Source organism: Streptococcus oralis (assembly GCF_023109195.1).
Classification (GTDB): Bacteria; Bacillota; Bacilli; order Lactobacillales; family Streptococcaceae; genus Streptococcus; species Streptococcus oralis_BV.
The window spans coordinates 1,739-1,963 of sequence record NZ_JALDUB010000009.1 but is presented as its reverse complement, the minus strand read 5'-3'; the positions used below and the strand labels follow the sequence as shown (position 1 = coordinate 1,963).

Here is a 225-nt window from a genome sequence, read left to right as displayed (position 1 = left end):
ACCAAACTACGAAAATGAGCCAACTCCACCGGTAAAAACTCCAGATCAACCGGAGCCATCAAAACCAGAAGAGCCAACATATGAGACAGAGAAACCATTGGAACCAGCTCCAGTAGCACCAAACTATGAAAATGAGCCAACTCCACCAGTAAAAACTCCAGATCAACCGGAGCCATCAAAACCAGAAGAGCCAACATATGAGACAGAGAAACCATTGGAACCAGC

1 pseudogene is annotated in these 225 nt (G+C 45.8%); it reads left to right on the top strand.

Annotated elements, in window-relative coordinates:
- Positions 1–225 (top strand): annotated as a pseudogene (locus M1F65_RS09930) (hypothetical protein); the annotation flags it as partial.